Origin of the sequence: Microbacterium sp. RD1 (assembly GCF_052220165.1) — a bacterium.
Lineage (GTDB): Bacteria > Actinomycetota > Actinomycetes > Actinomycetales > Microbacteriaceae > Microbacterium.
On sequence record NZ_JBQPOL010000002.1, the window covers coordinates 1,012,699 to 1,033,638 of the forward strand.

Consider the following 20,940-nt stretch of genomic DNA (forward strand, 5'->3'; position numbering starts at 1 on the left):
GGAGTCCTCATGTTCCGCATCGGGCAGACGCCCACCCCGCTCTCGCCGCACTCGACGAGCATCGCCTCGCGAGTCGACCCTTCGACGCTCGGCCATTGGCGTGACCGCGGCCTGGCGCACGGGATCAAGCCCCTGACCGCTGAGCGAACGTTCGTCGGCACCGCCTTCACCGTCCGGTTGTGCGACATGGACGCCACCGCGATCCACTATGCAGCTGATCTCCTCGAACCCGGTCACGTCCTGGTCGTTGACATGGGGGGTGACCGGGAGCGGGCATGCGTCGGATCGATACTCGCGTTCCTCGCTGCGCATCGGGGCGCCGCAGGCATCGTGGTCGACGGAATGGCCACCGATCTGGCGGACCTCGAGCGAGTCGGTCTGCCGGTCTTCGCTCGTGGCACGAGCGCGATGACCACGCGCGTCCTAGGCATCGAAGGCGACGTCAACGTCCCGGTGGTCATCGATGGCGTGGTGGTCTCCCCCGGCGACGTCGTCATCGGCACGGCCGACGGTCTCCTGTTCATCGACGAGCAGGACCTCCTCGAGTTGGCCGACCAGGCAATCGCGGCGCAACACAACGAACCAGAGATCATGCATTCGCTCACCGAGGGGACCCCACTCGCGTCTCTATCCGGAGCAGGTGCGGCCATGGAGCGCGCGGGGATCCTGCGCGTGTGATGTCCGGCACCGTTTCACCCCACACAGAAAGCGATCCATCATGACACGTTTGATCAAGCGATCCCTCGCCACAGCCATCCTCAGCCTGGGCGCAGCCGGGGTCCTCTCGGCCTGCGCCTCGGCGGGCGCCACCTCCGGAAGCGGGTCAGCGGCCCCGGCGAGCGGGTATGACTGCGCCTCGCCGAACGCGGACACCAGGACGACGGTTTCGGTATCCGCTCTGCCCATCCTCAGCACCGGAGCGCTGTACGCCGGCATCGAAGAGGGGTTCTTCGCCGAGCATGGTCTCGACCTCGGTATCGAATCGGTCAGCACCCTGCCGGCGGCGATCTCGGCGGTGCAGGGCGGCACTACCGATTTCGGGTTCGCCGGCACGCTGCCGCTCATGCAGGCCCTGCAGAACGGGATCCCCGTGCAGATCGTCGCGCCCTTCGCCGGCATCGCGCCGGGCTACTACGACAAGATGAAGGCGGGCGAGGAGGGGTACACGACGGAGGTCAGTGCGCTGCTCACGATGCGTGACAGCGGAATCGACTCCCCGGGAGACTTGGATGGCAAGACCGTCGCGGTGTCGGACGTGCAGGGTCAAGCCGAGCTGACCACCCGCTATGTCATCGATGAGAACGGCGGAGACTCCGAGTCCGTGACGTTTACGGTGCTCTCCCCGGCGGACGCGTACAACGCACTCCTTGCCGGACAAGTCGATGCCGCGTACTCGGCGGTGCCGATCATCCTGACGGCCGAGGAGGACGGCGCGCAAGTGATCTCGTGGCCCGGCGTCGAGGCGCTGAAGGAGGGGCCGACGTCTGTCATCGTCGCGACCGATCAGTTCGTCGCAGACAACCCCGAGATCGTGTCCCGCTTCAACTGCGCCATGCGTTCGGTAACGACCTTCGCGTCCGAGAATCCGGACGCCGTGCGGGCAGCGATGGCCGACGCGCTCGACGTCGACCCGGAGACGTATGCCTCGGCGGTGGTGCCGTACTTCTACAACTCCGTCGATGTCGCCGGCATCGAGAAGTTTCAGGACCTCATGCTCGACTACGGGTACCTCACCGGCCCGATCGATCTGAAGTCCGTCGTCGCCCCCGTCGCCCTCGACGAGTGATCGCCAGGAGTCTGCACTGATGAACAGGAGTGCGCGCCGCGCGCTGCTGGGACTCGTCGGGGTCGCAGCGTGGCTCGCCGTGTGGCAGTGGTCCACCACGGCGGGCCCGCTCGCCGGCATCTCCGGGCTCCCCTCGGCGTCTTCCTCGATAGAGGTGGCCGTGGCTCTGGGCAGCAGCAGAGGATTCTGGGGCGACATCCTGGTCACCTTTCTCATCGCACTGGGAGCCCTGTTGATTGCCCTGGTCATCGGACTGATCCTGGGGGTTCTCACGGGCACATCCGCCGTCGCCCACGCACTGATGGACCCGCTCGTGCAGTTCCTGCGCCCGCTCCCGCCGGTGGTGCTCCTGCCCCTGGCGCTGCTGCTTCTCGGTCCGTCGACGGAACTGGCTGTCTTCCTCGCCGTCTTCTCAGCGACGTGGCCGATCCTGGTCCAGGTTCAGGCGGGCGTGCACGCCGTCGACCCCGTAGCCCTCGAGACCGCGCGATCGATGACGCTCCCCTGGTGGCGCACACAGTGGTCGATCGTCATACCGAGTGCTCTTCCCTTCCTGGCCACGGGCGTGCGCATCGCTGCGGCCGCGTCGCTCATGCTCGCGGTGGGTGCGGGAATCCTGGCCGGTGCTCCTGGCATCGGTCGCACGATCGTCGTCGCGCAGGAGCTGGGCCAGGCACCCACCGTCTTCGCGATCATCCTCTGGAGCGGCCTGCTTGGGCTGGCATTTGCTCTCACGCTCGGAGCTGTCGAGCGCTCGCTGACGCGGAACTTCCGCGTATCGGAGGCTTCGTGATGCGCACGACAAGAAGAGTGGCCCTCGGGGCGATCCTCCCCCTGGTGCTGGTCGGGACGTACGCCATCTCGGCGTATCTGTCTCCGAGCCCGTTCTTCCCGCCGATCTCGAGAATCATGGAGATGTTCGTCAGCCAGTGGCTCTCGGGATGGGTGTTGACCGATATTGTCCCGAGCCTGAGCAATTTCGCCCTCGGATATCTCATCGCTGTCGTCACGGGCGTCTTGCTGGGCTTGGTGCTGGGCCGCCTGAGTGCCATCTCGGACCTGATGATGCCCGCCCTTCACTTCGCACGCAACGTCCCGCCTCTGATGCTCATCCCCCCGCTGGTCCTTCTCCTCGGCGTCGGAGATGCCTCCAAAGCGGCCATCATCGCTCTCGGTTCGTTCTTCCCGATCGCCCTCGCGACCATCGACGGGGTTCGGCAGACGGACCCGCATCTCAGAGACGCCGCGACCGCCATGAAGCTCACCCACCGCCAGCGGATCGTGCAGCTGTGGTTCCCGGCCGCGACCCCCTCGATGTTCGGAGGTCTGCAAACGGGTCTGCAGTTCGCTCTGGTGCTAATGGTCGCGAGCGAGATGCTCGCGGCGACCAGGGGTGTCGGGTACCGGGCGATGCAGGCACAGCTCACGTTCAACGCCGCCGGCGTATGGTCCGGGATCGTCCTGCTCGCCATCATCGGCTTCGCGATGAACGCGGCGTTCGTCCAGGTGCGCCGCCGCGTACTTCGTTGGCACATCGGCATGCGCGAGCAGTCGAGAGCCCAGTGACTCGCCCCCTAGGAACAGGATCACCATGACCGATCATCTTCCCGCACGGCTCCGCGTCGACAACCTGTCGAAAGAGTACGGCCGTGGCGCCTCGGCCAATCTCGTGCTGAAGGACATTTCGCTCGAGGTGCGCCAAGGCGAGTTCGTGTGTCTGGTCGGCCCGTCAGGGGCCGGAAAGACGACGCTTCTTCGCTGCCTCACAAGTCTCATGCGGCCGACTTCGGGAAGCGTCTCCCTGGACGGCGTGCGGCTGGACGGTCCGAGTGCCCAGATCTCGGTGGTCTTTCAGGAGTACACGCGGTCGCTCTTCCCTTGGCTGACGGTGGAACGGAACGTCGCGCTGCCGCTACGGGCGAGAGGAGTTCCGCGCGCGCTCGTACGCGATCTCGTCCGCGAGACCCTTGAGAGCGTCGGGTTGCCCGAGATCGAGAAGAAGCACCCGTGGCAGCTCTCCGGAGGCATGCAGCAGCGCGTCGCGATCGCTCGGGCGCTGGTCACAGAGCCCGAGGTCCTGGTGATGGACGAGCCTTTCGCATCGATCGACGCGCAGACCCGGCTCGAGCTCGAGGACTTGACGTTGTCCCTCCAGCGCACCCGCGCGATGTCTGTGGTGCTCGTCACCCACGACATCGACGAGGCCGTCTACCTCGCTGATCGGGTGGTCGTCCTGTCGAAGAACCCCGCGACGGTGCAGCGGGTGGTCGCGGTCTCACTGGGGAGCGAGCGCGACCAGATTGAGACGCGCGCCCGTCCGGAGTTCGCCGAGCACCGCGCCACGATCCTCGAGCTCATCCGCGAGTCGCAGCTGCGCGCTGCGGAGGCTCTCGCTGCACGACGCTCATCTCCCGCGTGATCGCGCGAGAGTCCGGGTGGGCGCAGATGTACGGATGCTCCGGCTCTCCCCAGAGCCGGAGCATCCGTGTTTCTGATGCGTCGGGTTCGCTATCAGACCTTGTATCCGTGCTGACGACGGAAAAGCTTGGTGACCATGAGCAGCGTCTGCAAGACGGTGACGACACCGACGATGGGCCAGCCGACCCACAGGATCGACGACTGCACGACCGGGCCGACCAGGTTCCACACCACGGTCATCGCGACGGCGACGGCGATGAGGACGACCAGAGGGGCCCAGTGGCCGAGGCCGCCGCCCCGCTCGGCCTTGGCCTGCATCGCCCAGTTGTCGACCTTCTTGCGGGAGAGGAACCGGCTCCAGGAGCGGACGAAGTGACTGAGGCGGACCCACATGAAGATCTCGGCGGGGAACACCAGCACGGCGAACAGCACGTCCCGTGAGTCGCAGTACTTCATCGTCCGCGCCATGCGGAGGTTCAGCAGCACCGCGACGGCGACCGGGACGAGCCACAGCGGCGAGAAGACGAAGGCGTTGATCGAGAGCGACCCGGCGAGGAGCGTCATGAAGGCGACGCGCACGAACAGGTTCGTGAGCATGCCGAAGTTCTCGAACCAGCGCAGCCGCAGGTTGGGGTGGAACGGCTGCCCCTTGGTGTCGCCGCGCTGACCCGGCCACATGAGCTCGATGGCGCCGTAGGTCCACTTGACCTGCTGCGCGTCGTAGCCCGACAGCGTGGTCATGCCGCCGACGTTGGCGCGGGCGTACGGGCTGATCTTGGTCAGGTAGCCGGCGCTCTTGATCTGCAGGGAGAGGAGCGAATCCTCGACCTCGGAGTCCTTCACCCACGGCGTCACCTGGTGGTTCTGCTTCATGGCGTCGCGGAGGGCGTTGGTGGAGAAGATCGAGAACTGCCCGCCGAGAACGGCCATGTTGCGACCGCGGAGGAGGTTCTGCAGGTTGAACGCCGCGAACTGTGCCCGCTGGCCGGTGATGAGGAACTTGCCGACCGCACCCTTGATCGGCCGGTCGTCGATCGAGTAGATCGCCGAGATGCCGCCGATGCGGGAGTCGGAGACGGCCTCGGTCTCGAGGTACTCCACGGCCTTGGTGTGCGCGATGGTGTCGCCGTCGACGCCGAGGAGGTAGTCGTACCCCTCGACGAGGGAGTAGCCGTAGTTGAGCGCACCGACCTTCTTGTCGGGGTTCTTGCCGATGTCGTGGACGAAGACCTCGGTGAACTGCTCGCCGAGCTCGTTGACGATCTCGTGCGGACCGCTGTACTCCGAGGCGATCTTCACGGTGCTGTCGGAGGTGTTGTTGACGACGACGTGGATGACGTCGGGGACGCGCGTCTGGTTGAGCAGGGCCTCGATCACCTCGGCGATCGACTCCTCCTCGTTGTACGCCGGGATGATGCATCCGATCGTGGAGCGGTGCCCGGTGGTGTTCTCCAGAACCGAGGCGAAGTCATCCGCGAATCCCGCGTCGGGAGTGGCCTGCACCGGCTCGTGCGTGTACGAGGCGGGCACATACGCCGCAGGGGCGAGTGTGTTGCGCGGATCGGTCACGGGTCACTTCCTTTTCAGCGGGGATGTCGGCGGTGCCGGCTGAGTCCAGATTGGTACGCTTCCCGCAGGGAATATCCCGGGTCCGAAGAGCGTCACCGCAAGGTTTGCTCAAGATTGTCCCGGGCCCTTCGAGGAGACGGAGCGGCCGTGACCGGGGTCAGCGATCTGCTCGCGTCGATAGCGGCGTCGCTGCTGGCGGTGGCGGGCCTGATTGCGGTGCGCGCGAGGCTGCGCCGCGATCGGGGACTCCGCGGCGAACTCGTGACCTACTTCGGCGGCGCCACCCTCGCCGCCATCGTCTGCGCGGTCATGAACATGCTCGAGGTCGTCGGCGGCGGATCCGTCCCCGCCGCAGTCGGCAACGCCACCAACGTGCTGGCGCCTGCGCTGCTGTGGACGGGAGCGCGTCGGCTGAACGGACGCGCCGTCGTGGGAACGGTGACCGCCTCCGCTTCGGCTCTGCTGATGTGCGCGGTCACGTTCGTCGTGCCTCTGGACGGCGCGACGCTGCTGAAGACCGGGGGGATCGTCGTGTTCTCGGCGCTCACCGCCCTCGAAGTGCGCCGCGCGGCGCTCGGCGGCATGCCCGGCACGCGCGTGATCGCCGCCGCCATGTGGTCGTTCGCCGCGTTCAACGCCGCCCGCATCCTCGTGGCAGCCACGGCCGGGATGCACTCGGACGTCTGGAACACGTTCGTCTCGGCCGAGATCACGTCGATCGTCAGCGCCGCGGTGATCCTTCTCGTCGGCTTCGGCGCGGTCCGGCTCGGCCGGCATCTGCTCGACGATCCGGAGCCGGGGACGCGCGCCCACGCCCGCGAGCAGTTCCGCGTGGCGGCGGACGCGCTTCTGACGGCGCATCCGTCGGTCGTCGGTCTTCGCGTGCGGATCCCCGAGCTCGACCTCATCCGCGTCGCCCATGGCGCGCAGCGCGCAGACGCCACTGTCGCCGCGCTCGTTGAGGCGGCTCGATCCGGTCTTCCCGGAGCGGTGACCGGCCTGCTCTCGCGCGACACGGTGGGGGCGATCCTCCCGGATGCCGACGACGATGTCGCGGGCGCCGTGCGGGCGCGATTCGCCCGCGCCGTCACGACGGCCGGCATCGACGACGTGCCGGAGCTGCGGATCTATCGCACGGGCATCGCCGAGGCAGGTCAGCTCGAGGCGTTCTTCGACTCGCGTCCCGCCCGCCGATGAGACGGGCTCTCAGCCGGCCGCGGCCGCCGTCGCATCGTAGATAGCGATAGGCACGTACTGGTACACCGTCTGCTGCCCGAACGACGTCTCCGAGTTCGCCGACCCTTCGACCGACACGTTCATCGAGAACTCCAGCGTGATGCCGTAGGTGTCGTTGGGCAGCTGGTGGATCGAGGTCTCGGGAACCAGCAGGCCGCCCTGGAAGGTGTTGAGCAGCAGCCCGCGGTCGGATCGGTTGGTATCGGCCGGGACCAGCGTGCGCGGATCGGCGCTGAACTGGAACGGCGACTGCACCTGACCGGAGGTCTGCGCGGTCTGCGAGGTGATGGAGATGTTCGAGAGGTAGACGCGACGCTTCTCGGCGAGAACCGCCTTCTCGTCGACGCGATGGTCCGTCACGTTGACGGCGAATCCGAACACCTTCGGCTGGTCGGCCGTCCACTCTTGGGTGCGCCTGGACTCGACGGCCCACACGTCGAGGGTGAGCTCCAGGTCGTCGGCGACCTCGGTCGTCAACGAAACCGAGCCGTCGTAGGTGAACTGGGAGTTGAACGCCATGGACTCGGTCGGCTGCGGAACCGGCGTCGACGCCCCGGCCGGCGCGTTGGACGAGTCGGTCGCCGGATTGCCGGAGAGCGTGTTGAAGGTCTCGACGATCTGGGCACAGCCGGTCAACGACGTGCCGGCGAGGATCAGAGCCGCGGCGAGGGCGGCAGCGCGGACGCGCCGCGAAAGACGGACGGACATAGCTCACTCCTGAGGAAAGTGATTCCCGCGCACGCGCGGATTCGGGTGGTGACCACCGCGCTGCGGGATGCAGGCCTCAGGGGGAGTCTGCCGGTCGACGATCCGGATCGGAGGGTCGGCGGAGCAGAGACAGGATGGGCGTCTTAGACAGTACACCACGGCGGCTAGACTTCGCGTATGGCGGCCGTCGACAGCTTTTCTGCTGCATCGTCGCCCGACGGCTCCGCCTCGGATGACGAGGCCGCCCCCTCCAGCCGCACCCGCTCGGTCTGGCTGCTGCAGCTGGTCCTGGCCGCAAGCATCGTGGTCACTGTCCTGGTGGTGCAGGCGCTGGAACCATCGCTGTTCTCGATCTGGACGTTCTCGGCCGGCGTGGCCATCGTCATCGCGCTGACCGCGGTCGCCCTCATCGTCCCGTGGCATCGCTTCCCCCGAGAAGCGATCATGCTCATCCCGTTCAGCGATCTCGTCGGCATCAGCCTCATGTCGTTCGGCAGCGACTTGCGGTTCGGCTTCTTCTGGGTGTTCCCCGTCACGTGGATCGCCACCCACTTCGCCCTGACCGCCCTCATCGTCGCCCTCGTCGCCATCGGCGGGGTGATCGTCCTGGATGCCACGGCGAACGGACCGACCGCCCTGTCCGCCCTGCGCCTGATGGTGGTGATGCTCTCCCTCACCTTCATCGGCCTGACGACCTACCTCACGGCCCGCCAGAACCGCGCCTTCAAGCACCTGCTGCGAAGACAGGCGAGCCGGCTCCAGGGCTCGCTGCAACGGGTGCAGGGCCAGGAGCGTCGCGTGTCGCAGATGCTCAACGGACTCGACACCGGCATCGCTCGCCTTTCGCGCGGCGGCGAGGTGCTCGCTCTCAACGACACCTACGTGTCGCTGTATGCGATCGACCGGGAAGACCCCAAGCGCCCTGGACGCTCGGTCGAGTACTCGTCGCTTCGGGGCGACCCCCTCCCCGAGGCCGAGCGGCCGTTCGCCCGCGCCGCGCGTGGTGAGATCTTCGAGGGCGAACGCGTGTGGCTGTTCGACGCCCAGGGCGAGTGGCACGCGCTGTCGGCCTCGACGCGCCCCCTCACGCCCACCAGCGACGAACCCGACAGCATCCTGCTGATCGTCCACGACATCACGGCGCTCATCGAAGCCGAACGCGCCCGCGAGCGCCTGGCCGCCGTGGTCTCGCACGAGCTGCGCAACCCTCTCACGGCGATCATGGGGCACGCGGAGCTGGCACTCGACGGGGACGGACTGCCCGCCAAGACCCGCGAACAGCTCGAGGTGATCGACAACGCCGCCGAGCGGATGCAGACGCTCATCTCCGAGATCCTCGCCGGGTCGCAGGCGGTCTCCCGCGAGTCGGTCCCCGTCTCCGAGGTCGATGCGCGGCGCGTCCTGGAGGCCTCCCTCGAGTCCTTCCGGCCCGCGGCCGAGAGCCGCCGGGTGCAGGTCAGCCTCGACGCCGCCGAGAGCCTTCCGCTGCGCGGCGACGCGTTCCGGCTGCGACAAGCGGTCGACAACATCCTCAGCAACGCCATCAAGTACACCCCCGGTGGCGGATCGGTCCGCATCGCCGCCACGGAGGAGCGCGGACGGCTGCGGATCGCGTTCGCCGACACCGGGATCGGCATCGCCGGCGATGACATCCCCCGCATCTTCGATCCCTACTTCCGCACCCGGGCCGCCCGCGAGAGCCCGATGACGGGGACCGGCCTCGGCATGGGCATCGTCCGCACGATCGTCGAGCAGCACCGCGGCACTCTCGAGGTCGAGAGCGAGCTGGGCACGGGTACGACGGTCACCATCGACCTGCCGTCCGACACGGAGGCATGACGGTTTCCATGGGATCGACCGCTCTGGCGAATCTCGGCATCGCGCAGGCGACCGTAGCGACGCTCGGCACGATGATGATCATCGGCCTCGGCTTCCTGCAGCGCCCGTCTCGCGCTTCGCTGCTGTGGTCGCTGGCGTTCGTGCTGGCGATGGTGAGCACGTGGGCGACGCTGGCGGGCGAGGCGATCGACGACGAGACCCTCCGCCGCGCAGGGCTCGGGGTGATGCTGGGGGCGCCCGCGCTCATCTGGTCGGGATTCCGCGCGCGCCGGCGCGCTCGCGCGTTCCCCTGGGTGTCGGCCCTGCAGTCCGTCGCCTCGGCGCTGGCCCTCGTCCTCGTCGGCGACAGCGCCTGGTACAACCTGACGTTCCGCAGCGTCTTCCTGGCGGCCGCGGTGTTCGCCGGGCTCACGCTGCTGGAGATCCGCCGCTCCGCCGACCGTCACGACAGGCTCGTGATTCCGCTGGCGATCGTGTCGGCGGTCTTCCTCGCGCTCGGCGCGTTCTCCTTCCTCGCGGGGCTGTTCGTCCCGGCCGGGGGCGACGATCTGTCGCTGACGCGCGTGCTCAACACGCTCGGGATGCTCGTCTATCTCGTCTGCGCGACGGTGACGCTGCTGTTCTTCACGTCGGTGTCGCCGGTGGGCGTTCAGACCGCCGCGTCGTGGCCGCAGTTCACGGTGACCGCGATCGACCGCCTCCGTCGCGCAGAGGCCGCCGGCGAGATCTCGTGGGCGCTTCTGGTCGTGCGCATCGACGACCCGGAGGACGTCCGCATGGCGGCGGGAGCCGCATCCTTCAGCCGGATCGTCGAGAAGTTCGAGCAGCTGGTACGCGCGGGCTTCCCCGCCGAAGCCGACATCGGACGCGAGGCCGGCGGACGTCTCGTCGTGCTCCTCGCCCGCCCCGGGCAGGTTCTGCGGGAGCACGTGCGCGCCCTGCTGCGCGAGGTCACCGAGATGGACGCGGGGCAGCAGATGACCGTGCAGCTGTCGGCGAGCGTCGGCTGGGCGCCGGCCGACATCGTCGGATACGACTTCGACGCACTCCTGGCGTCGGCCTCGCGCGCGTGCGACGCCGCGTCGGAGCAGGGCGGCGACCGGTGGGAGCGCCTGCGCACCTGACGGCCTCAGTCGTCGCCGTCGTCGCCCTTCTTCGTCCCGCCCCCCGCGATGGCGATGGTGAGGGTGTCGCTCGCGGTCTGCTTGGCATACTCAGCCGAGGTGGGGGTCGTCTGCACGAGGAAGTCGTACGTGAACTGCAACTGCACGAACGTCGCCTCGGCGGGGACCTCGCCGATGTTGAAGGTCTGCGAGTAGCTGTAGGGCGCGAGCACCAGGTAGCCGGGGCTGACCGATGACTGATCGGTCTGCGGCGCGAGAGGCGCGAACGACTCGGTCCCGTTGCCCGGCACCGCGATCATCGTCGCGCGCTGCAAGTACACCTGCTGCCCGTCGTCGGGGGTCACCGTCGTCACCATCGACAGGCTCACCGGCTTCAGGGCCGTGGGCGTCCACCGGTCCATTGACAGCGTCGACCAGTAGTTCACGGTCGCCCCGACCGCACCTGCCTGCAGCGTTCTCTCGGTCGCCCCGCTGGACAGGTCGTTCGGCACCGGCTGCGGCGCGGAGCTCGCCGTGCGCGACGGGCGCGGTGTGGGGTCGTCGCCGCCCCCGCCACCGACATTCCACGGCGCGGGGCCGCAGGCGGGGAGCGCCAGGAGGGCGACGAGCGCCGTCGCGATGCCGATTCCGGCGCGTCGTCGGGCTGAGCGGGCCATGGCGCACCTTCCGTTCGTCGCCGCCATTCTAGGGGCGTGCGCGTCGGCGGCCTGCCAGTGCCGCCGACTTGCCCGTCACGTGTACCTCCGGGAGAATGAGCGGAAGAGTCCTGCCCCTCTGGAACCGGTCCCGATGTCGAAGCTCCTCCCCCGTGCCGTCGCGGTGCTCGCTCTTGCCGCCGGCGCGCTGTTCGCAGTTCCCGTGGCCGCCGCGGCCTACCCCGCCGACGATGCCGCCAGCGTGTCCGACGCGGTCGTGCAGCCGGGCGGCACGGTGACCCTGACGGTGGCGGACGGCACGTTCGGTGCGAACGAGCCCGCGACGATCACCGTGACCGGTGAGAACGGCGCGCGCGTGACGTTCGGCATGGTGCGGGCCGCGGTCTCCACCGCGACGTACCGGGATGCCACGACCAACGCTGCCGGCGGGCTCGATCCCGTCCGTCTCACGTTCCCGTCCGACGCGCGCGGCGCGTACACGATCGCCGTGTTCACGTCGTCCTCCCCGGGCGACACCGTGACCGTCACGGTCAACGGCCTCAGCGCCACCGGCGCGGATCTGGGACCCTACCTCGGCCTCATGGTCGGCGGTGGCGCGCTGGCGCTGGCCGGCGGTGCCGTCGCCGTGGCGACCACGGTCGTCCGTCGCCGCCGCGACGCACTCTAGGGCTCAGGCCACCGAGCGCGCCCGCGCGGCGGAGACCTCCGCGGTGACGAGGATCGGCAGATGGTCGCTCGACCCCTGCGGCAGCGTCCTCACGCCCTGGATGTCGAAGCCGTTCGAGGTCGCGAAGTCGTAGTGGCCGCGGAAGAACCGGTAGCGCGTGTAGGTCCGGGAGTCGCTGAGGGTCAGCTCGTACCCCTGCGCACGCACCTTCTGGCCGAGGTTCTCCTTGAACACCGGATAGTTGTAGTCCCCCACCATGAGGGTCGGAAGACCCTCGCCGAGATCCTGCAGCTCGGCGAGCGCCGTGCGGATCTGGTGGCGCCGCAGGGAGTTCAGCGCCGTCAGCGGCGCGGCGTGGAACGAGGCGACGATGATCTCACGCCCCTGATCGATGTCGTGCAGGCGCACACCCAGCATCCGCTCTTCGGCCGGCTTCAGCACGTAGTCGTGCAGCGACTTCTTGAGAGCGAGCGCGCGCACCTCGACAGCACGGAACGTGTTCGTGCTGTAGTACACCGCGAGCCCGAGCCGGTTCCGCTGGGTGGCCTCGGCCAGGTGAAGACCCGAGATCTCCGCGGGCATGTCGGTGGTGTCGCACTCCTGGAGGCACAGCACGTCGGCGCTGTGGCGCTCGACGAGCGTTGCGAGCTCTCCAGCAGCGCGATGCTTGCGCAGGTTGTACGAGATGACCCTCATGACGATCCCACCCTGGCACAGCGCCCCGCGAGACGGAGCGGCTTGACACGGATGCTCAGCGATCCCATAGCCGTCCGGACGGCTCACTCCGCATCGCGACGATGGCGCGTCTGCTCGGCCCGGGAGGCGAGCAGATCGTCGGCCGGATACCCGACCTCGACGAGCGAAAGCCCGCGCGCGGCCAGCACCTTCGCCGCTGCGGTGCGCTCCCCGGCGTCGCGGATGGCGGCGACATCCTGGACGCCGAGGCGTCCCTCCCCCACGGCCGCGCACATGCCCACGAGAGCGCGCACCATGCTGTGGCAGAAGGCGTCGGCCTTCACATTGGCCACGAGCACGCCGTCGGAGTCGCGATGCCAGTCGAACTCGAGCAGGGTCCGGATGGTGCTGGCCTCCTCGCGCGCCTTGCAGTACGCGGCGAAGTCGTGGAGGCCCAGGAGCGAGCGGGCCGCGGCATCCATCGCCCGCTCGTCCAGGCGCGGACGCACCGTCGTGGTGTGATTCCGCTCCAGCGGGTCGTACGCGGTCGCCCCATCGGCGAGGCGGTAGCGGTATCGGCGCCATACGGCCGAGAACCGGGCGTCGAATCCCTCCGGGGCGAGACCCGTCCGCGTGACGGTGACGTCGGAGTAGGCACCGAGGACGCCCCGGATGCGGCCGGCGAGGGCCTCGATCGGCTCCTCCTCGCGGCGACCCCGCGGCAGACGTCGCCGCTGTTCCTCGTCGAGGTCGACGTGCGCGACCTGCCCCGACGCGTGCACCCCGGCGTCGGTGCGGCCGGCGACCACGAGACGAGGGCGCGAACCCAGGATGCGCGTCAACGCGTCTTCGAGGCTCCCCTGCACGGTGCGGAGCCCCGGCTGCGCCGCCCACCCGCGGAAGTGCGTGCCGTCGTAGGCGATGTCGAGGCGGATGCGCACCCCGCCAGCCTATTGCGGTCGATTCGTCTTCCCGGCTCGCTCGCTTAGACTGGCATGTCCCCCGGCCGCGACCCTCGATACGCCACCGATGACCTCTTCCTCCTCGCCTCCCGCTGCCCGCTATGCCGGGCTCGACGGGCTCCGCGCGATCGCGGTCGCGCTCGTGGTGGCTTATCACCTCTTCCCGACGTGGGTGTTCCCGGGCGGATTCGTCGGCGTCGACGTCTTCTTCGTTATCAGCGGCTTCCTCATCACGACACTGCTGCTGCGTGAGCACGAGGGATCCGGTCGCATCGCGCTCGGCCGCTTCTGGAAGCGGCGCGCCCGCCGCCTCCTTCCCGCCCTGGCGCTCGTGGTGACCGTCTGCGCGAGCGCCGCCTGGCTGATCGGCGGCGACGTGCTCGCACGCATCGGCGCGCAGATCGTCGGGGCGGCGACCTTCAGCTACAACTGGATCTCGATCGCCGACGGCAGAAGCTACTTCGACGCCGGCACGCCGGAGCTGTTCCGCAACCTCTGGTCGCTCGCGGTCGAGGAGCAGTTCTACGTGGTGTGGCCGCTGCTTCTGCCCCTCCTGCTCCTGCTGCCCTGGCGTGCGGCACGTGTTGCCGTCGTGCTCGTGGCGGCGGCCGCATCCGCGTGGTGGATGGCGACGCTCATCACCGACGACGGCGCCGCCACACGGGCGTACTTCGGCACCGAGTCGCACGCTTTCGGCATCCTCCTCGGCGTGGCCCTGGCGTTCGTCCTGCAGCGCGTCCTGGCCGACCCGCCGGCGTGGATGCGGACGCCGGCCGCGCGGACGGGGTCACTGGTCGCGGGCCTCCTCTCCCTCGCCGGGATCGTCCTCGTCGGCGCGCTTCCGGCGACCGACTCCGCAGCGACCTTCCCCGGCGCCCTTCTCCTCGCGAGCGTCTGCACGGCGGTCGCCATCACGGCCGGAGTGTGGCCACGATCGTGGTTCGGCCGCGCCATCGACGTCGCGCCGCTGCGCTGGGTGGGCGACCGTTCGTACGGCCTGTATCTGTGGCACTGGCCGCTCCTGGTCCTGTTCACGTCGGGACCGTTCGGCGCCGGTCCCGCCGGCGGCGTCCCCGTGTCGACAGGGGTCGTGGTGCTCGTCGTCACGATCGCCGTCGCCGAGCTCTCGTACCGTCTGGTCGAGACGCCGGTGCGCCGCTTCGGCTTCCGGGGCGCGCTCGGTCGCTGGGGCGCCGCTCTCGCCGCCGGCCCGATCCGGCGCCTGGGTGGCATCGCCGCCGTGGTCGGTGCCGCCCTCGTCCTCGGTGGCACCACGGCTGCCATCGCCAGCGCCCCCACGCAGTCCTCGGCGCAGAGCGTCGTCGCCGCAGGCCTGCGCGCCCTGGCGAACGAGGGCGATGCGCCCGCCGCGACCCCGACACCGTCCGAGCCGACGCCGGCGACACCGACGCCCTCTCCGTCGCCGACTCCCGTGCGCGGGGACGAGATCACGGCCATCGGCGACTCGGTGATGCTCGCATCCGCACCTGCCCTCATGGAGCGCTTCCCGGGCATCCAGGTCGACGCGACAGTGTCACGGTCGATGTATGCCGCACCCGGCATCCTCCAGCAGCTCGACGCAGCCGGACAGCTCCGCCACTACGTCGTGGTGGCGCTCGGAACGAACGGACCCATCGAGCGCGACACGCTCCAGCAGGTCGAAGACATCCTCGGGCCCGACCGCGAGCTGGTGCTCGTCACGGCGCACGCACCACGGGACTGGATACCGGGCGTCAACGACGTGCTCACGTCGTTCTCCCGCAGCGAGGGCGTCGAACTGGCCGATTGGGCCGGAGCGATCGCACCGCAGGAGAACCTCCTCGCGGGAGACCGCATCCATCCGGGTCAGGCCGGCGGGCGGATCTTCGCCGACACCGTCGCCGGCGCCGTCGACGCCATCGAGGCTGATCGCGCGCTGTGGGAGTACCGCCGCGAGGTGCGCGAGTCGGCGCCCCGGGGGCCCGAGCCGCAGTGACCGACGGAAGAGCCCCCGTCGAGGTGACGGGGGCTCTTCCGGAATATCGAGAGCGTTACTTCTTCGCGTCCTCGGCAGCGGCCTCGGCCGCTTCGCCCTCCTCGGGCGACTCGGCACCGGCGTCGGTCGACGCGTCGTCGGCAGCATCCGCCTCGGCGACCTCTTCGGTCGCCTCGGACTCGGCCGCGTCCTCGGCGGTCGCGTCGCTGGCGGGCTCCTCGGCGGCGGGCGCGGCGGCGGCCGGCGCGGCGGCCGACTTCGTCGACTTCGCCTTCGGGGTCACCGGCTCGAGGACGAGCTCGATGACGGCCAGCGGGGCGTTGTCGCCCTTGCGGTTGCCGATCTTCGTGATGCGGGTGTAGCCGCCCTCACGGTCGGCGACCAGCGGCGCGATCTCGGTGAAGAGGACGTGCACGACCTCCTTGTCACCGATCACGCTCAGCACCCGGCGGCGCGCGTGCAGGTCGCCGCGCTTGGCGAAGGTGATGAGGCGCTCGGCGAGCGGACGCAGGCGCTTGGCCTTGGTCTCGGTCGTCTTGATGGACTTGTGCGTGAACAGCGCCGCAGCGAGGTTGGCGAGAAGCAGACGCTCGTGGGCGGGGCCGCCGCCGAGGCGGGGACCCTTCGTGGGCTTGGGCATGTCTCAGTTACTCCAGAAAGTCGTGTCGGGAAGCCGCGGGTCAGACGGTCTCGTCGTCGTAGCCGCCGTAGAAGTGGGCGCCGTCGAAACCGGGCACCGAGTCCTTCAGCGACAGACCGAGCGAGACGAGCTTGTCGCGCACCTCGTCGACTGACTTCTGACCGAAGTTGCGGATGTTCATCAGCTGCGTCTCCGAGAGGGCGACGAGCTCCGACACCGTGTTGATGCCTTCACGCTTCAGGCAGTTGTACGAACGCACCGACAGATCGAGGTCCTCGATCGGCATGGCGAGCTCGTTGGAGAGGACCGTCTCGACCGGCGCGGGGCCGATCTCGATGCCTTCGGCCTCGACGTTGAGCTCACGGGCGAGTCCGAACAGCTCGGTGAGGGTGCGACCGGCCGAGGCGACCGCGTCGCGCGGCGCGATCGAGGGCTTGGACTCGACATCCAGGACGAGCTTGTCGAAGTCGGTGCGCTCACCGGCACGCGTGGCGTCCACGCGGTAGCTGACCTTGAGCACCGGCGAGTAGATCGAGTCGATCGGGATCTGGCCGGCCTCGGCGTACTCGTTGCGGTTCTGCGTCGCCGAGACGTAGCCGCGGCCGCGCTCGATGGTGAGCTCGAGCTCGAACTTCGCGGTGTCGTTCAGCGTCGCGATGACGAGCTCGGGGTTGTGCACCTCGACGCCCGCAGGGGCGGAGATGTCGGCGGCGGTGACCTCACCGGCGCCGGTCTTGCGCAGGTACGCGGTGATGGGCTCGTCGCGCTCGCTGGAGACGACCAGCTGCTTGATGTTGAGGATGATCTCGGTGACATCCTCCTTCACACCCGGGATGGTGCTGAACTCGTGAAGGACGCCGTCGATGCGGATGCTGGTGACGGCGGCACCGGGGATGGACGACAGGAGGCTGCGACGCAGCGCGTTGCCGATCGTGTAACCGAAGCCGGGTTCCAGCGGCTCGATGACGAAGCGGCTGCGGAACTCCCCGATCTTCTCCTCGGTCAGAGTGGGACGCTGTGCGATGAGCACTATGTGTTCCTTTCGATCACGTGCCCGCTATATGACACGTGCGGTGGGTGAGGTATTGAGTTGTGTTCGCGGATGCTGCGGCTCCCGCGAGACGCGGGGCCGCAGCATCCGATAAATGTGCGAAAGGTCAGACGCGGCGGCGCTTGGGCGGGCGGCAGCCGTTGTGCGCCTGCGGGGTGACGTCCTGGATCGAGCCGACCTCGAGGCCGGCGGCGGTGAGCGAGCGGATCGCGGTCTCGCGACCCGAACCCGGACCCTTCACGAAGACGTCGACCTTCTTGACGCCGTGCTCCTGCGCCTGGCGGGCAGCGGACTCGGCCGCCATGCCGGCGGCGTACGGCGTCGACTTGCGCGAGCCCTTGAAGCCCACGCCGCCCGAGGAGGCCCAGCTGATGACGGCGCCGGACGGGTCGGTGATCGAGACGATCGTGTTGTTGAACGTCGACTTGATGTGGGCCTGGCCCAGCGCGATGTTCTTCTTCTCCTTGCGGCGCGGCTTGCGCGCGGCGGACTTGGCCTGTGCCATGTGCGTGTTCTCCTAAACCCTGGGACCGCGCTTAGCGCGCCTTCTTCTTGCCGGCGACGGTGCGCTTCGGGCCCTTGCGGGTACGCGCGTTCGTCTTCGTGCGCTGCCCGCGCACGGGGAGGCCGCGGCGGTGGCGCAGGCCCTCGTAGGATCCGATCTCGACCTTGCGGCGGATGTCGGCGGCCACCTCGCGGCGAAGGTCACCCTCCACCTTGTAGTTGCCCTCGATGTAGTCACGGAGCGCGACGAGCTGGTCGTCGGTGAGGTCCTTGACGCGGACGTTCTCGTCGATCTCCGTCGCGGTGAGGATCTCGTTCGAGCGGGTACGGCCAACGCCGTAGATGTAGGTCAGGGCGATGACCACGCGCTTATCGCGCGGGATGTCGACGCCGGCAAGACGTGCCATGCGGCTCTCCTAGGAGTGTGATGGAGGTGTGGAGCAGGATCGGTGCCCGGGCCTCCGCCCGAGGTGTCCCCCTCGCGGGTTCTGATCCTGCCGGTGTGTATTCAGTTGTGAGTTCGCGGGCTGCGGCGAGCGCAGCATCCGGTCAGCCCTGGCGCTGCTTGTGACGCGGGTTGCTCTTGCAGATGACCATCACGCGCCCGTGGCGGCGGATGACCTTGCAGTGGTCGCAAATGGGCTTGACGGAGGGATTGACCTTCATGATTTCCTGTTTCGCTGTCTTCGCCGGGCAGGCCGGGGCCTGGGGCGTTACTTCTCGACCGGTCTAGCGGTAGCGGTACACGATGCGACCCCGGGTGAGGTCGTACGGGCTGAGTTCTACGACGACACGGTCCTCGGGGATGATGCGGATGTAGTTCTGTCGCATCTTGCCGGAGATCGTGGCGAGCACCTTGTGTCCGTTGGTGAGCTCAACGCGGAACATCGCGTTGGGCAACGCCTCGGAGATGACGCCCTCGATCTCGATGACACCGTCTTTCTTCGCCATATACTCGCTATCGCTTGCATGCAGACCGGTCGGTCTGCGGTGGATGGGGTTCGGTGCTTCGACACGCCAATAGAGGCGCAACGCACCAAAGAACAATCATACGTGGTATTGACCCGCCCGGCAAACGCGCCCCCTCCCGCACGCGCTCGTGGGCGAATCAACGCTCCTGCGCGTCACCCAACGCTCCCATGCTGCATCGCGGCGTGGGTTCATGCACGGATGCGTTGGCTGGTGGCGCGAACTCACAGGCCGCGGCCGGCGAACCCGGGCGGCAACGCGCCGGGCGCGCCGGGTGCGCGGATGCCGAAGCCGGCGAGCCGCGTGCTTAAGCTCTCGAGCGTCCCCAGATGCGCGGTCCCCGCCCGGACGACACGTCGCCCGGTGCGGCCGCGGATGTCGTCCTCCCGCCATTTCTCCGCGATGACGGCCTCCGCGGTCGTGCGCTCTCCGAGCATCTTCGGATCGGTGTACTTTCCGCTGCCGTCGATCTCGAGCCATGCGTCGACGTCGTCGAGCCCGATGTCGATCTCGTAGTACCCCGAGGCGTGCGCGAGCCGCACCTGCAGACGTGGCGGCGCGAACCCGAGCTGATGGAGGTAAAGCCGACTGAGACTCTCGATCGGCGACTGAGCGCGGCCATCCGCGAAGTCCACCACCCATCGACCCTGGACGCTGCCACGGGCACCCGCCTGAAGGGTGGCGGCCCCGAGGATGTGGTGCCGAAGGCCCTCCGCGACCTCCGGATGATAGCGGCGGCGCGTCTGCGGATTCCATGCCACCGCGTGGAGCGCGGCGTCAGCCAAAGCCACCGCTGCCGCCAACGGAATCCGTCCGACGGTGTCGGCCACCGTTCTCGCGAGCGACGTCACGGCCAGACCGTCCACCTCCGCGCGGTCGCCGTCGATGAGCGCGACATGCCGAGCGACGGCGTCGCCCTGCCGCGTGTTGCCGTTGCCTCCCGGTCCGGTGACATGCACGCGCCGAGGCGAGTAGCGGAAGAGCGGAAGCCCCCAAACGACCGCGGCGGAGGTGTGCGAGAGCACGACATCGCCCCCGCGCATCGAGCGGACCGCGGCGATCGCCGCGGCGGTGTGCCGCTCCTCCGTATGCCACTCGCTCCAGGCGGAGGACTCCGTGTACCAACCACGCCGGACGACGATCAGCTTCTTCGCCCGTACAAGTTCCTCGCGGCTGCTGCGCCCGATCCCCTGCGACCGCAGCGACGCGGCGGAGTGCAGGCGTGCGCCGATCTTCCACACGTCCATGCCGGAACTCTGCCGCGGCGCCGACGCCCGATTGCGCGTCCCCCGCGTCCTGTGGAATCCTGCTCGCGATCCGTCGCCTGGGGAGGAGTGCTCGCGCGCCACGTCGGCGCCCGTGAACCAACGCTCACGTGCGTCAACCAACGCTCACATGCTGCGCGGATGCGTGGGTTCACGCACGGGAGCGTGGGTTCGGTGCAGTCAGCGACCCTGAGACGCGTCAGCCGAGTCGACCGACGATGTCGACCTGCGGGTCGCCCGTCAGGTCCTGCTGGTTGTTCAGCACCTCGCCGTTGATGGCGATCGTCGGCGTGGCGATGCCGGACTGACCGGGCTGGACGGGCGTCTCCCGCGTCATCGCGTTCGCGAATCGCGTGTACGTGCCGTCGGCGATGCACGAGGCGACGGCCTCGGATGCTCCGGCCTGCTGCGCGATCGCAGCGATCTCGTCGTCGCTGAGGCCGGATGTCCCCTCGGCGGGCTGCCCGGCGAACATCGCCTGCACGAACGGCAGCACGGCGGCGGGCTCGTCCTCGGCGACGCAGTACGCCGCGCTCGCGGCGCGGGAGGAGTACTCCGTCCCCTGGGATTGCCGGTCCAGGATGCTGATGGGGTGGATGTTGAGCGTGATCGAGCCGTCGTTCACGAGCTCTTCCAGCGTCGGGCCGTACGCCTGCTCGAACTGGCCGCAGATCGGGCACATGAAGTCCACGTACGTGTCCACCGTGTCGGGGCCGTCTCCCACCGCGATCGCTCCGGTCTCGGAGTTGACGACGGAGCTGTCCGGCGCCTCACCGGCCGAGGTGGCGGCGGCGTTCCCCCACCAGACGGCCACGCCGATGCCGATGAGCACCACCACGACGGCGACGCTGATCCAGATGGCGAACCAGTTGGTCTTACGGGCGGTGGCAGCCATG

The 20,940-nt window shown here is 68.8% G+C and carries 23 protein-coding genes; 10 read left to right on the plus strand and 13 right to left on the minus strand.

The annotated features are described in order from the left end of the window. The first annotated feature begins 9 nt into the window (after nucleotides 1-9). The 5 genes from ACTU3I_RS13580 to ACTU3I_RS13600 are packed head-to-tail and all read left to right on the plus strand — an operon-like array spanning nucleotide 10 to nucleotide 4,205. A complete protein-coding gene (locus ACTU3I_RS13580) occupies nucleotides 10-678 on the plus strand; it encodes an RraA family protein (RefSeq protein WP_442926229.1) in 669 nt (222 codons plus the stop codon). 40 nt (nucleotides 679-718) lie between these two features. Continuing rightward, the gene (locus ACTU3I_RS13585) at nucleotides 719-1,786 is read left to right on the plus strand and encodes an ABC transporter substrate-binding protein (protein WP_442926230.1); all 1,068 of its coding nucleotides are present in this window, start codon (nucleotides 719-721) and stop codon (nucleotides 1,784-1,786) included. Between the two features lie 19 nt (nucleotides 1,787-1,805). Continuing rightward, the gene (locus ACTU3I_RS13590; protein ID WP_442926231.1) at nucleotides 1,806-2,579 is read left to right on the plus strand and encodes an ABC transporter permease; all 774 of its coding nucleotides are present in this window, start codon (nucleotides 1,806-1,808) and stop codon (nucleotides 2,577-2,579) included. Continuing rightward, nucleotides 2,579-3,352: an ABC transporter permease gene (locus ACTU3I_RS13595; RefSeq protein WP_442926408.1), complete on the plus strand. Its 774-nt coding sequence runs from the start codon at nucleotides 2,579-2,581 to the stop codon at nucleotides 3,350-3,352. The genes ACTU3I_RS13590 and ACTU3I_RS13595 overlap by 1 nt, the downstream gene beginning before the upstream one ends. 25 nt (nucleotides 3,353-3,377) lie before the next feature. Then, nucleotides 3,378-4,205, plus strand: a complete 828-nt coding sequence (locus tag ACTU3I_RS13600) for an ABC transporter ATP-binding protein (protein WP_442926232.1) — start codon at nucleotides 3,378-3,380, stop codon at nucleotides 4,203-4,205. A 92-nt stretch (nucleotides 4,206-4,297) separates the two neighbouring features. On the opposite strand, the gene ACTU3I_RS13605 is transcribed toward ACTU3I_RS13600, so the two are convergent. Beyond that, nucleotides 4,298-5,773, minus strand: coding sequence for a glycosyltransferase family 2 protein (locus ACTU3I_RS13605; RefSeq protein ID WP_442926233.1), 1,476 nt, complete (start codon nucleotides 5,771-5,773; stop codon nucleotides 4,298-4,300). A gap of 147 nt (nucleotides 5,774-5,920) precedes the next feature. On the opposite strand from ACTU3I_RS13605, the gene ACTU3I_RS13610 reads away from it, so the two are divergent. Beyond that, the gene (locus ACTU3I_RS13610; protein ID WP_442926234.1) at nucleotides 5,921-6,970 is read left to right on the plus strand and encodes a hypothetical protein; all 1,050 of its coding nucleotides are present in this window, start codon (nucleotides 5,921-5,923) and stop codon (nucleotides 6,968-6,970) included. Between the two features lie 9 nt (nucleotides 6,971-6,979). Here ACTU3I_RS13610 and ACTU3I_RS13615 read toward each other — a convergent pair whose 3' ends face one another. Next, complete coding sequence (locus tag ACTU3I_RS13615; RefSeq protein ID WP_442926235.1) at nucleotides 6,980-7,717, minus strand: fructose 1,6-bisphosphatase; 738 nt, start codon at nucleotides 7,715-7,717, stop codon at nucleotides 6,980-6,982. A 177-nt stretch (nucleotides 7,718-7,894) separates the two neighbouring features. Here ACTU3I_RS13615 and ACTU3I_RS13620 point away from each other — a divergent pair, with 177 nt between their 5' ends. Together ACTU3I_RS13620 and ACTU3I_RS13625 are read left to right on the plus strand one after the other, a co-directional pair. Then, nucleotides 7,895-9,556: an ATP-binding protein gene (locus ACTU3I_RS13620; protein WP_442926236.1), complete on the plus strand. Its 1,662-nt coding sequence runs from the start codon at nucleotides 7,895-7,897 to the stop codon at nucleotides 9,554-9,556. Continuing rightward, a complete protein-coding gene (locus tag ACTU3I_RS13625; protein WP_442926237.1) occupies nucleotides 9,553-10,680 on the plus strand; it encodes a hypothetical protein in 1,128 nt (375 codons plus the stop codon). The genes ACTU3I_RS13620 and ACTU3I_RS13625 overlap by 4 nt, the downstream gene beginning before the upstream one ends. A gap of 5 nt (nucleotides 10,681-10,685) precedes the next feature. Here the strand turns inward: ACTU3I_RS13625 and ACTU3I_RS13630 are convergent, their stop codons facing one another. Beyond that, the gene (locus tag ACTU3I_RS13630) at nucleotides 10,686-11,336 is read right to left on the minus strand and encodes a hypothetical protein (protein ID WP_442926238.1); all 651 of its coding nucleotides are present in this window, start codon (nucleotides 11,334-11,336) and stop codon (nucleotides 10,686-10,688) included. Nucleotides 11,337-11,469: 133 nt separating this feature from the next. Between ACTU3I_RS13630 and ACTU3I_RS13635 the strand changes: the two genes are divergently transcribed. Beyond that, on the plus strand, nucleotides 11,470-12,003 hold the full coding sequence (locus ACTU3I_RS13635; protein WP_442926239.1) for a cell wall protein: 534 nt from the start codon (nucleotides 11,470-11,472) through the stop codon (nucleotides 12,001-12,003). Between the two features lie 3 nt (nucleotides 12,004-12,006). Here the strand turns inward: ACTU3I_RS13635 and ACTU3I_RS13640 are convergent, their stop codons facing one another. Both ACTU3I_RS13640 and truA read right to left on the minus strand, forming a co-directional pair. Then, nucleotides 12,007-12,699 (minus strand): endonuclease/exonuclease/phosphatase family protein, encoded by a 693-nt coding sequence (locus ACTU3I_RS13640; protein WP_442926240.1) that lies wholly within the window; start codon nucleotides 12,697-12,699, stop codon nucleotides 12,007-12,009. A gap of 83 nt (nucleotides 12,700-12,782) precedes the next feature. Beyond that, nucleotides 12,783-13,619, minus strand: a complete 837-nt coding sequence (truA, locus tag ACTU3I_RS13645) for a tRNA pseudouridine(38-40) synthase TruA (RefSeq protein WP_442926241.1) — start codon at nucleotides 13,617-13,619, stop codon at nucleotides 12,783-12,785. 88 nt (nucleotides 13,620-13,707) lie between these two features. Here truA and ACTU3I_RS13650 point away from each other — a divergent pair, with 88 nt between their 5' ends. Beyond that, on the plus strand, nucleotides 13,708-15,615 hold the full coding sequence (locus tag ACTU3I_RS13650; RefSeq protein WP_442926242.1) for an acyltransferase family protein: 1,908 nt from the start codon (nucleotides 13,708-13,710) through the stop codon (nucleotides 15,613-15,615). A gap of 55 nt (nucleotides 15,616-15,670) precedes the next feature. On the opposite strand, the gene rplQ is transcribed toward ACTU3I_RS13650, so the two are convergent. The 8 genes from rplQ to ACTU3I_RS13690 form a co-directional block, all read right to left on the minus strand. Continuing rightward, on the minus strand, nucleotides 15,671-16,255 hold the full coding sequence (gene rplQ, locus ACTU3I_RS13655; protein ID WP_442926243.1) for a 50S ribosomal protein L17: 585 nt from the start codon (nucleotides 16,253-16,255) through the stop codon (nucleotides 15,671-15,673). 40 nt (nucleotides 16,256-16,295) lie between these two features. Continuing rightward, complete coding sequence (locus ACTU3I_RS13660; protein ID WP_442926244.1) at nucleotides 16,296-17,285, minus strand: DNA-directed RNA polymerase subunit alpha; 990 nt, start codon at nucleotides 17,283-17,285, stop codon at nucleotides 16,296-16,298. Nucleotides 17,286-17,412: 127 nt separating this feature from the next. Further along, nucleotides 17,413-17,811 carry a 30S ribosomal protein S11 gene (rpsK, locus tag ACTU3I_RS13665; protein ID WP_018171470.1) on the minus strand — a complete coding sequence of 133 codons (399 nt, stop codon included), beginning with the start codon at nucleotides 17,809-17,811 and terminating at the stop codon, nucleotides 17,413-17,415. 31 nt (nucleotides 17,812-17,842) lie between these two features. Next, the gene (gene rpsM, locus ACTU3I_RS13670; RefSeq protein WP_442926245.1) at nucleotides 17,843-18,217 is read right to left on the minus strand and encodes a 30S ribosomal protein S13; all 375 of its coding nucleotides are present in this window, start codon (nucleotides 18,215-18,217) and stop codon (nucleotides 17,843-17,845) included. Between the two features lie 142 nt (nucleotides 18,218-18,359). Next, entirely contained in the window at nucleotides 18,360-18,476 is a 117-nt protein-coding gene (rpmJ, locus tag ACTU3I_RS13675) for a 50S ribosomal protein L36 (protein ID WP_005050492.1), read from the minus strand. Nucleotides 18,477-18,539: 63 nt separating this feature from the next. After that, a complete protein-coding gene (infA, locus tag ACTU3I_RS13680; protein WP_028496510.1) occupies nucleotides 18,540-18,761 on the minus strand; it encodes a translation initiation factor IF-1 in 222 nt (73 codons plus the stop codon). A 242-nt stretch (nucleotides 18,762-19,003) separates the two neighbouring features. Then, nucleotides 19,004-20,026, minus strand: coding sequence for a hypothetical protein (locus ACTU3I_RS13685; RefSeq protein WP_442926246.1), 1,023 nt, complete (start codon nucleotides 20,024-20,026; stop codon nucleotides 19,004-19,006). A gap of 217 nt (nucleotides 20,027-20,243) precedes the next feature. Further along, a complete protein-coding gene (locus ACTU3I_RS13690; RefSeq protein ID WP_442926247.1) occupies nucleotides 20,244-20,939 on the minus strand; it encodes a DsbA family protein in 696 nt (231 codons plus the stop codon). Nucleotide 20,940: the final 1 nt, after the last annotated feature.